Origin of the sequence: Sulfobacillus harzensis (assembly GCF_012933365.1) — a bacterium.
In the GTDB taxonomy this organism is placed as follows: Bacteria; Bacillota; Sulfobacillia; order Sulfobacillales; family Sulfobacillaceae; genus Sulfobacillus_B; species Sulfobacillus_B harzensis.
Window position 1 is genome coordinate 1 of sequence record NZ_JABBVZ010000133.1, and the last position, 7,676, is coordinate 7,676.

The window sequence follows — 7,676 nt, forward strand, 5'->3', positions numbered from 1 at the left end:
CTGCGCGCATGCCTACATTGCCGCCCCGATCTTCCATGCCAACAGGCAGCTTGACTCTCCATAGCTGGTCTTGACAGCGGGGTGCCGCCTGTGGCTTCCGGTGGCGGTGCCGGGCGCATTGCTCTCGGTAGGAGACACGCAAGCGGCTCAGGGGGATGGCGAAGTGGCGGGCACAGCAATTGAAACAAGTTCCTCCGTGGTCCTGAGAGTGCATCTCTAGAAAGGCGCTCGCGTGCGCACGCCGCGTCTCGAAACCCCTGGCTTCGCATATCAGTCGAACGCCTGCTGAGTGACTAGCGGGATCGGCCCAGACTTGTGGGAAGCCGCCCGCGTAGCTACTCAGGAAATGGTGGAGTGGTTGGCCCGTCTTGGGGGCTTGGCCCCCGAAGATGCGTACTTACTCACCAGCGTGGCCGGGGATCTCAAAATTTCGGAAATCGTGGATGCCCCGAACTGGGTGGATGCACTTTCCCAAAGCGGTCTTAGAGGGGGGCATGGTATGAACGGGCTCAAGCGGGAACTGGGGATTTAGGAAGCGGCCGCCCTTTCCATCGCCATCATGGCACCGACGGCAGCCATGGCCTTAAACGGGTCATTGGCGGCCTCGATCGCGGGTACGGCCGTTCCCCTGGCTTTTCTGGGGGCGTTAATTACCATTGCCTTGGTCTCCTACTCATTCATTGAATTTAGTCGGACGTATGCTCATGCCGGTTCGGTTTACGCGTTTAATGGTCGTGGACTTGGCGCGCGTTTTGGCTTTCTCTCGGGCTGGGTTATCCTCTTAACCTATGTCGCGTTCACCGGGGCGTCGATGGCCGAGGTCGGAGCGTTTTTTCAGACCTTCCTGGCGTTCTTAGGTATTCAGATACCCTGGATTATTCCTGCGGTCGTGGCCGGCGCTCTGTTCTGGTATTTGTCGTTTCGCGATGTCCGCCTGCCAACCCGGGTGACAATGGTATTCGAAGGCGTCTCCATCATTATTATTCTCATCCTGACAGCCGTGATTTTGGCCAAGGGTGGTGCTCACGGGCTTTCCCTGAAGCCGTTTGTCGTTGGCTCCAAAGGGATTTCGGCTGTCGGGCTGGCGAGCGTCTTTGCCTTCTTGTCCTTTGCCGGGTTCGAGGGGGCCGCGACGCTGGGTGAGGAAACGGCCAATCCGAAACGGTCCATTCCCCGGGCCATTATGATGGCGGTATTTCTGACCGGTGCCTTTTACCTTCTCATTAGTTACACGCAATCGGAGGGCTTTGGTCTTGGGTCAGCAGGGGTCCATGCTTTTTCAGCATCTACGGCCCCTCTCGCAACATTGGCCAAAACCTATGTAGGACGTGCCATGGCGGCCATCATCATGTTTGGGGCCAACATCTCTGCTTTCTCTTCGGCTCTAGTAACGGCGACGGCGGGAGCTCGGATTTTATTTGCCATGAGTCGTGATGGGTTTGGTCCCAAGAAACTGGGACAAAGCCCATCCGCGTTTTCAATCGCCATATCGTTCCTTGGCCGTGGTCATGGTGGTGGCGTTCATTCTGGTATTGGCCCTAGAGGGACAATTGGGGACGAGCGTGTTTGGCTGGTTAGGCACCATCGGTGTATTGGCGCTGCTCCTGGTCTACCTCTTTACCCAGGTTGCCGCCATGAAGCTATTCGGGAGAATTGGGCGATGGCGGGGCTGGCAGTTTGCCATTCCGGGTCTTGCGGTGATTCTCTTAGCCTATACGTTGTGGTCCAACATCTACCCTGTTCCCGCGGCCCCCGGCAATTATTTTCCGTATCTTGTGCTTCTTTGGGTGGCGATTGGCGTGGTCATTGCTATAAGGTCGCCCCAAGCGGCCTCGCGGCTCGGGGAAACGCTCATGCGTGAAGAGGCTTAGGGTTCGGGTCATGATGATCTAGCAACGAAAATGGTCGTGTTGGCACTTTGGCAACCGCGAGCGACTGCTTTAATGGGTAGAAAAATTCATTGGTAGGGGGAAACTGTCGCCCCCGACCGTTTTCGCTTGAGAGCGGTTTTTTAGTCCTTACCAAATAACAGCTGGTCCAGACCGCGGACAAGGCCGGTAATGGACGTCACGTGTTTGACGGCCATTAGGGTACCCGAGACATAGGGCTCGGGGCTGGACCCCGACTCGTGACGGAGAATGAGGCGTTCGTCACCCATGCCAAAAATCACATCAAACCCGAGCATGTAACTGGGAAGCCGGATTGAATGGACCGGGACTCCGGCGATCTGGGCACCACGGGTCGCTCTTGTTCCCAGAGTCTCTTCCAGCGAGACGTCGATATGGGGCGCCCGCTGTTCGCCTAGGGCTTCGGCCAGTTCCTGGACTGTACCGCTTGGGGCATCGACTTTATGGCATCGGCATACTCGACAATCTCCCACGATGGGAGGTGCTGGGCTGCGAGGAGGGCAAAATTTTTGGCCAACGCCGCCGTCAGGGAAAAATTGCCGGCCGCCACCACGCCTTTATGGACGGTTTCCGCCACATGGGCAATCTCCTGATAGTCATCGGCGTTCAACCCTGAGGTGCCCACAACCACATTTACCCCATGCTTTAGCGCAAGAAGCGTGTGATGCTTGACGGCCACTGGATGGGTATAGTCCACCAATACGTCGGGATGAGTGGGTAGAACGTCCTCGACGGTTTTTTGAATGATCACGCCGTTGGGCGGGAAGCCCAGTGTCTCCCCAAAATCCAGTCCAGCCGAATGCCGAGACACGGCTCCTACCAGTTCGAATTCATCACTCGATAAAATGGCTCGGGCAATGGCGCTACCGCCCAGCCGGTTGCCCCGGCGACGGCGGCTCGTGTTTTGGCCACGTTAATCCCTCCTACTTTGCTCTCATAAGAAATCGCATTCGGATCCGGGGAGTATGGGGAGTCCCCGAACGGAGCCGGCCGTGGTGTGAACCTTTATGGATAAGGTCGCTCGATTCCTATCATAACTCGGCGGGGCGGCTTTTCGGACAAGGCCTATCGCGCCCGCATGGCTCCGTGTGCCGGCTCTCTCAATCAGAATCTCGTCAGGGGCAAGGGATCGCGGAAGGGCCGTCAAAAGCCTATTTTGATCACGTTTTTTCTGAATAGTGGCTAGAGTCGAAGGAATTGGCACCCGTGGACGCGAATAGGAATATCTGCGTGGAAAATAATGGCACCTGCTAGGGTTCTGTCAAGCTCTAGGGGAACCGTCCAGGGCATTGCTGTGTCACACCGTGGCACGGAAAAGTCGTACATGGTCCGCTTTTTGCATAAACCAAGTAAGGGAGTGTCGGTATGGCGACCGAAAAGTGAACGGTATCAGCGTCTTCCAGCGGGCTCGCGCATGATTCTGTGGGGTTTTTTCAAGTCTTCGCCCAAGGATTAACGGCGAACGGACCATTGGCGGCGACGACCGTGGCGCTGACAGCCGCCGCGTCGTACGCCTTAGGAGCATTGCCATTGGCGTATTTGCTCGGCATTATCGTTGTGGCTTTGTGGATCAACACTCCCTATCAGTTTAGTCACAAGTTAGCCAGCGCTAGTGGGGTCGCTTATTTCGTGGAAAAAGGGGCCGGGGCATTGTGGGGCTATTTGGCAGGCCTGTCCTACGTCGTTTATTACATTGCGCTCATTCCGGCCAATGCGCTCTTTTTTGGGACGATGGTGTCCGCCTTGTTGCCCATCCTGGGAGTGGCTCATCCAGCTAGCTGGCTATGGATCCCGTTATCATTGTTGCTCCTGATTCCCTCCACTTTGTTGACGTACCTCGGGATTAAGACGTCTTTGAACTACGCGATCTTCGTCGCGTTGATGGAAATGGTCCTCTTGGTCGTCGTTAGCTTGTCATTATCTTTTCGGGACACACTCACAATACCTTGGCCGTCTACAATCCTCATCTTGCCAGCGGCGGGTATGGGGGATTCGCTATTGGACTCTTGGTCGCAGCCTTTGGGATGTCCGGGTCGACGGCGACGGTTTACCTAGGTCGTGAATCACGTGCTCCGCATAAAACTATCCGCCGGGCGCTGATATGGTCGACCATTCTGGTCGTGGCACTATTTGTCTTGGTGTCCTATGCCTTTACGGTGGGCTGGGGCTATACCAAGATGGGTTCCTTCGCGTCGGCGGCAATTCCTGGCCTTACGGTAGTTCAGCACTACTTCGGTTAAGTGCCGGAGCTGATTTTAGCCTTGTTCGTGATTAATAGCCTCGTGGGCGTGAATATGGCAGCTAGTATTGTGGTTAGTCGATTGCTTATGACCATGGGTAAGGCACAACTATTGCCCCGGAAACTCGCGTATACGCACCCACGGCATATGACACCGACGACGGCGTGGTTTGGGTGGCTATCATCTCGGCCGCACTGGGGCTCGTGGCCGCTCTCGTTTGGGGTCCAAGCACCGGGTACATCGTCCTGATTCTCCTGGCCACCATGGGGGAATTTTTGGGCCACCTGTTAGGAAATGCGGCGCATGCCCCGTTGCTCCGTGTCGGGGGGCATCTGTGTCGACTCAGAAACTGAGCAATTTTGTGAGCTATGCGCAGTTGTTACGCCCCTTGTGGCGAGTACAGGGAGGATTTTGACGCTGAATCCTCTAGTGGCGGATAATGGATGGGGATATAACGTAGGAACCAACTTGGATCCCCCCTACTTCCGCTGTTAGAAACCTACCAGACCGCCTGGCGAAATGTGGTGAAGACCGCTGCGACCTATGGGGTTCCAGTGCCGGCCCTCTCCAGTACGCTTGCGCATTTTGACAGATATCGCTCGGCCAGACTGCCGGCTAACTTGTTACAAGTGTAGCGCGACTACTTCGGAGTTCACACCGTTAAGCGGATGGACAAAGATGTGTTCCATTTCGACTGGGCGACCCATCGTAAGCGCGGCCCAACAAGCGAACAACCGGAGTCAATCACAAATACCGAGCGGGTTCTGGCCCGGGAAGGCGAGGATCGCTTGCGCCACGCGGTAATGTGGTGCGCGTTGCCAGGCCTCTACTCGATTGTGAGGTCCGGCTGAAAATCGGGGGTGTATGATTAAGGGCCTTTGAACGCGTTCTCCGCATCGATACATCATTTACGACGATAGGCTCGGTGACGGACTGGGGCTTGGGCTTGGCGATGGACTGGGTGATGGACGAGCTGGGTGCTCCGGTGGCACGTTATAGATGGCACCCTGGAGCCACTGAGCCAAAGGCGTGACTTGAGGCGTCACGGTGTAGGCTGTGGTGGACCCTGCGTTCCAAATCGTGAGTTTGACGGGTTTTCCAAGAGGGGCCCGGGATTCGAGCAAATCACTCTGAAAGAGGCTCGTCGTGTGCGTGCCGTTAATGGCCACGAGCACAGATGGCGTGGGAACACCAGCCGTCGATGCAGGACGAGCAGTTTCGGATAAGTAGAGGCCCGTTCCGCTGTAGCCTAGGGTACTGGGACGCTTGTTGGGACTCATATAAAGGCCAAGATGGTTAATCGCCAAGGTTCGTTGCGCAGGACTCCATTGGAAGACAGCAGGGTAGGCAATCTTGGTGGGATCCCACCCAGCGAGGGTTCCATCCTGGGACATTTGCGGTGTATACAACTGAAAGCCAATCCCGTGTTGATGGTTCGGCAAGCTTACGATGGATGCGGTGCCGGGTAGGCTGGTCCACGAGCCCACAATATAAGGCCACCGTGGTGAAAACAAGAAAATGTCTGCAAAGGACTCCGCACAGTTCGCATTCACGGCATAAGAGCCCGTTGCGAGGCACCCCGGAATCGATCCAATGCCGAGCATGGTGTGGGGGTGCCCAGGAATCGGGAATGGGGTCAGTGTAGGGCTGGCATTCCCACTGTGAACAATCGTCGCGTTGTGCGATGTGACCAATGCGACTGCGCCGGATGTGTTCCCTGACGCGCCGCCGGGAACCGTCGTGACGACGAGCCATGGTTTTTGCCAGGCGACGGATCCGATGGCGCCGAAGTGCGGGTCCGCTTTCCTGAATAGCGCCACAGCACTCGCTTTGCTGATTGTGGGTGCGTGATTTACCGATGAGGTACTGCGAGATGGATTCGGGGGGGTAGGGTGCACCCTCGGCGTTCCGGCATGCACACCACATGATACTAACATACCCGTTAATCCAATACTCGCCATAACCACAAACTTTCGCATCGTGATAACTCCTCCAACCTACAGTGGGATCGGCACCCGAGTCACTCTATCGAACTCAATGAATAGTACGCTTGCGCCGCCAACCTGGCGATCGTATCCGAATCAATTTTCTGTGTCATGTGGTGCTTTATGGAAAGCGGGATTGGGCGCCTCGGTTGATTGCTGGACTAGCACGGGGGCTGGACTGCGGATGCGGGCTAACCAGCCAGGGGTGTTTACCGAAGCGACGGAAATGATCCATCGACGAGGATCAGCGGGGAGGCTCACTTTGACATCGGACGGGAATTCCGAAGCATCCACAAACTGCCGTTGGCACAGGAACGACGAATGTTGGTCATGACGCTTACTTCTGCTACGTGCCCACCGCCTCAGCAACGGCCTGTCCTCAGAGGTGGGCATGGGCAACTGACGTCCCGTTGCGCACACCATCGCGACGATTGATGTGCCTCTCAGTGACATGTCGATCGTCGCGTTCCCTTGTTTACTGCCCACGGTATCGTCGACACTTATGCCCACGCCGACATAGGCATGAGTTGCCCTCGTCGGTTTTGACTCAAATCGCGGAGCAAGATGTTAACCGGGTTCGAGAAGTGCTCACCTTTTTTACGAAGACCTCGATTAAACCTTGCGGGAGATTTCCTATGTCAGGTGGCCCGGGGGGCACCAATGCTGTGGGTTGTCGGCAATCGCACCGTTAAGGAGGCGCGGCTCCTCACCGACCAGGTCATTATGCGGGCCAAGCTCTGTGGACTAGTTTCGGTGGCCACATTCACGCGCGTCACAAATAAGCGCATGCGGCAGGAGAATAGTCCCGCCAACGAAGTCGGAAAAAAGAGATCACAACAATGCGCGGTGAGCAAATCTTATCGGGTATCCGGATTTCTTGATTGATTTGCCAAACAAGGCGGTCTCCGCCTGCGGCGGCTGTGCATGGGCAATTCGTCCCACGGTCTGTTCCGGGGCGTTTTTGTATTGGAAAGCAATTTGTCACGGCTCTTTACCTTGGGACTTTTGGTACCAGACGCTCAGATTAAGAATGTAGCGGGTAATGATCGAGGATAGCGAGTTCGCGTCCCATGCTGCGGTAGCGCTGGAACTCTGGTGTGCTTGCGGAGCCAAGAATTCGACCGGAATGTCTAGGGCCAATGCCAGGGCCCACAGCCGTGTTTGGCTTAACGAGGATAGACGCCCGTAAGCACCGCGTTCTACCATCCGAATCCATGCAGCTGTAACAGGACGGCAGGCAATGCCAAAACTCCGTTGGGCATGACAGGTTAGCTCGGCTAATTCTACCGGTGTCCACCCCTGGAGCTTTCGCCAATAGCTTAGACGTTTGCCGACGGTGATGATATCCACACGAACGCGTGACCGTGAGGTATGCATAGAGGGCACCTCCTTCTGTTCCCAGCGGTTGTCCGGCGACGCGACCAAACGTGCCATGGTTTGGTCACGTCAAGAATTCCGATCGTCCCCCTAGGAGAGTTTTCATAAAGTCGCAAACCCAGACCAGGAGCGCACTTCAGGCCGCCCATCAGGGCAGCTTTGTAACA

Annotated in this window: 12 protein-coding genes and 1 pseudogene; 8 read left to right on the forward strand and 5 right to left on the reverse strand. The window is 56.1% G+C overall.

Translation table 11 applies throughout. From position 1 onward, the window contains the following. Window positions 1-106: 106 nt before the first annotated feature. Complete coding sequence (locus HIJ39_RS25275) at window positions 107-220, forward strand: acetamidase/formamidase family protein (RefSeq protein WP_420824584.1); 114 nt, start codon at window positions 107-109, stop codon at window positions 218-220. Between the two features lie 69 nt (window positions 221-289). Continuing rightward, the gene (locus HIJ39_RS24990) at window positions 290-532 is read left to right on the forward strand and encodes an acetamidase/formamidase family protein (RefSeq protein ID WP_207711816.1); all 243 of its coding nucleotides are present in this window, start codon (window positions 290-292) and stop codon (window positions 530-532) included. Here HIJ39_RS24990 and HIJ39_RS24740 read toward each other — a convergent pair. Next, window positions 529-657 (reverse strand): hypothetical protein, encoded by a 129-nt coding sequence (locus HIJ39_RS24740; protein ID WP_275107388.1) that lies wholly within the window; start codon window positions 655-657, stop codon window positions 529-531. The genes HIJ39_RS24990 and HIJ39_RS24740 overlap by 4 nt on opposite strands. Here HIJ39_RS24740 and HIJ39_RS25280 point away from each other — a divergent pair. Then, window positions 596-1,405 (forward strand): annotated as a pseudogene (locus HIJ39_RS25280) (APC family permease); the annotation flags it as partial. The gene HIJ39_RS24740 and the pseudogene HIJ39_RS25280 overlap by 62 nt on opposite strands. 25 nt (window positions 1,406-1,430) lie before the next feature. Next, entirely contained in the window at window positions 1,431-1,871 is a 441-nt protein-coding gene (locus HIJ39_RS24360) for an APC family permease (RefSeq protein WP_243239852.1), read from the forward strand. A 140-nt stretch (window positions 1,872-2,011) separates the two neighbouring features. On the opposite strand, the gene HIJ39_RS23830 is transcribed toward HIJ39_RS24360, so the two are convergent. Next, the gene (locus tag HIJ39_RS23830; RefSeq protein ID WP_207711817.1) at window positions 2,012-2,380 is read right to left on the reverse strand and encodes a dihydrodipicolinate reductase C-terminal domain-containing protein; all 369 of its coding nucleotides are present in this window, start codon (window positions 2,378-2,380) and stop codon (window positions 2,012-2,014) included. After that, the gene (locus HIJ39_RS23835) at window positions 2,302-2,718 is read right to left on the reverse strand and encodes a hypothetical protein (RefSeq protein ID WP_338055257.1); all 417 of its coding nucleotides are present in this window, start codon (window positions 2,716-2,718) and stop codon (window positions 2,302-2,304) included. Before HIJ39_RS23835 ends, HIJ39_RS23830 begins: the two co-directional genes overlap by 79 nt. 674 nt (window positions 2,719-3,392) lie before the next feature. Here HIJ39_RS23835 and HIJ39_RS20325 point away from each other — a divergent pair. The 3 genes from HIJ39_RS20325 to HIJ39_RS25290 all read left to right on the forward strand — a co-directional run bounded on the left by HIJ39_RS20325 (window position 3,393) and on the right by HIJ39_RS25290 (window position 4,782). Further along, complete coding sequence (locus HIJ39_RS20325) at window positions 3,393-3,962, forward strand: APC family permease (protein WP_169102869.1); 570 nt, start codon at window positions 3,393-3,395, stop codon at window positions 3,960-3,962. Then, complete coding sequence (locus tag HIJ39_RS25285) at window positions 3,854-4,147, forward strand: amino acid permease (RefSeq protein ID WP_169102870.1); 294 nt, start codon at window positions 3,854-3,856, stop codon at window positions 4,145-4,147. Before HIJ39_RS20325 ends, HIJ39_RS25285 begins: the two co-directional genes overlap by 109 nt. Window positions 4,148-4,635: 488 nt before the next feature. Then, window positions 4,636-4,782, forward strand: a complete 147-nt coding sequence (locus tag HIJ39_RS25290) for a hypothetical protein (RefSeq protein ID WP_207711819.1) — start codon at window positions 4,636-4,638, stop codon at window positions 4,780-4,782. Between the two features lie 273 nt (window positions 4,783-5,055). Here HIJ39_RS25290 and HIJ39_RS20340 read toward each other — a convergent pair whose 3' ends face one another. After that, window positions 5,056-5,967 carry a PDZ domain-containing protein gene (locus HIJ39_RS20340; RefSeq protein ID WP_169102871.1) on the reverse strand — a complete coding sequence of 304 codons (912 nt, stop codon included), beginning with the start codon at window positions 5,965-5,967 and terminating at the stop codon, window positions 5,056-5,058. Window positions 5,968-6,792: 825 nt separating this feature from the next. On the opposite strand from HIJ39_RS20340, the gene HIJ39_RS20345 reads away from it, so the two are divergent. Further along, a complete protein-coding gene (locus HIJ39_RS20345; RefSeq protein ID WP_169102872.1) occupies window positions 6,793-7,017 on the forward strand; it encodes a hypothetical protein in 225 nt (74 codons plus the stop codon). Between the two features lie 96 nt (window positions 7,018-7,113). Here the strand turns inward: HIJ39_RS20345 and HIJ39_RS20350 are convergent, their stop codons facing one another. Continuing rightward, entirely contained in the window at window positions 7,114-7,509 is a 396-nt protein-coding gene (locus HIJ39_RS20350; protein WP_169102873.1) for a helix-turn-helix domain-containing protein, read from the reverse strand. Window positions 7,510-7,676 lie beyond the last annotated feature (167 nt).

Excerpts from the sequence above, each read along its gene's own strand:
- HIJ39_RS20345 (WP_169102872.1), top strand. The coding sequence starts at position 6,793 with ATGCTGTGGGTTGTCGGCAATCGCACCGTTAAGGAGGCGCGGCTCCTC.
- HIJ39_RS20350 (WP_169102873.1), bottom strand. The coding sequence starts at position 7,509 with ATGCATACCTCACGGTCACGCGTTCGTGTGGATATCATCACCGTCGGC.
- HIJ39_RS24740 (WP_275107388.1), bottom strand. The coding sequence starts at position 657 with ATGGTAATTAACGCCCCCAGAAAAGCCAGGGGAACGGCCGTACCCGCG.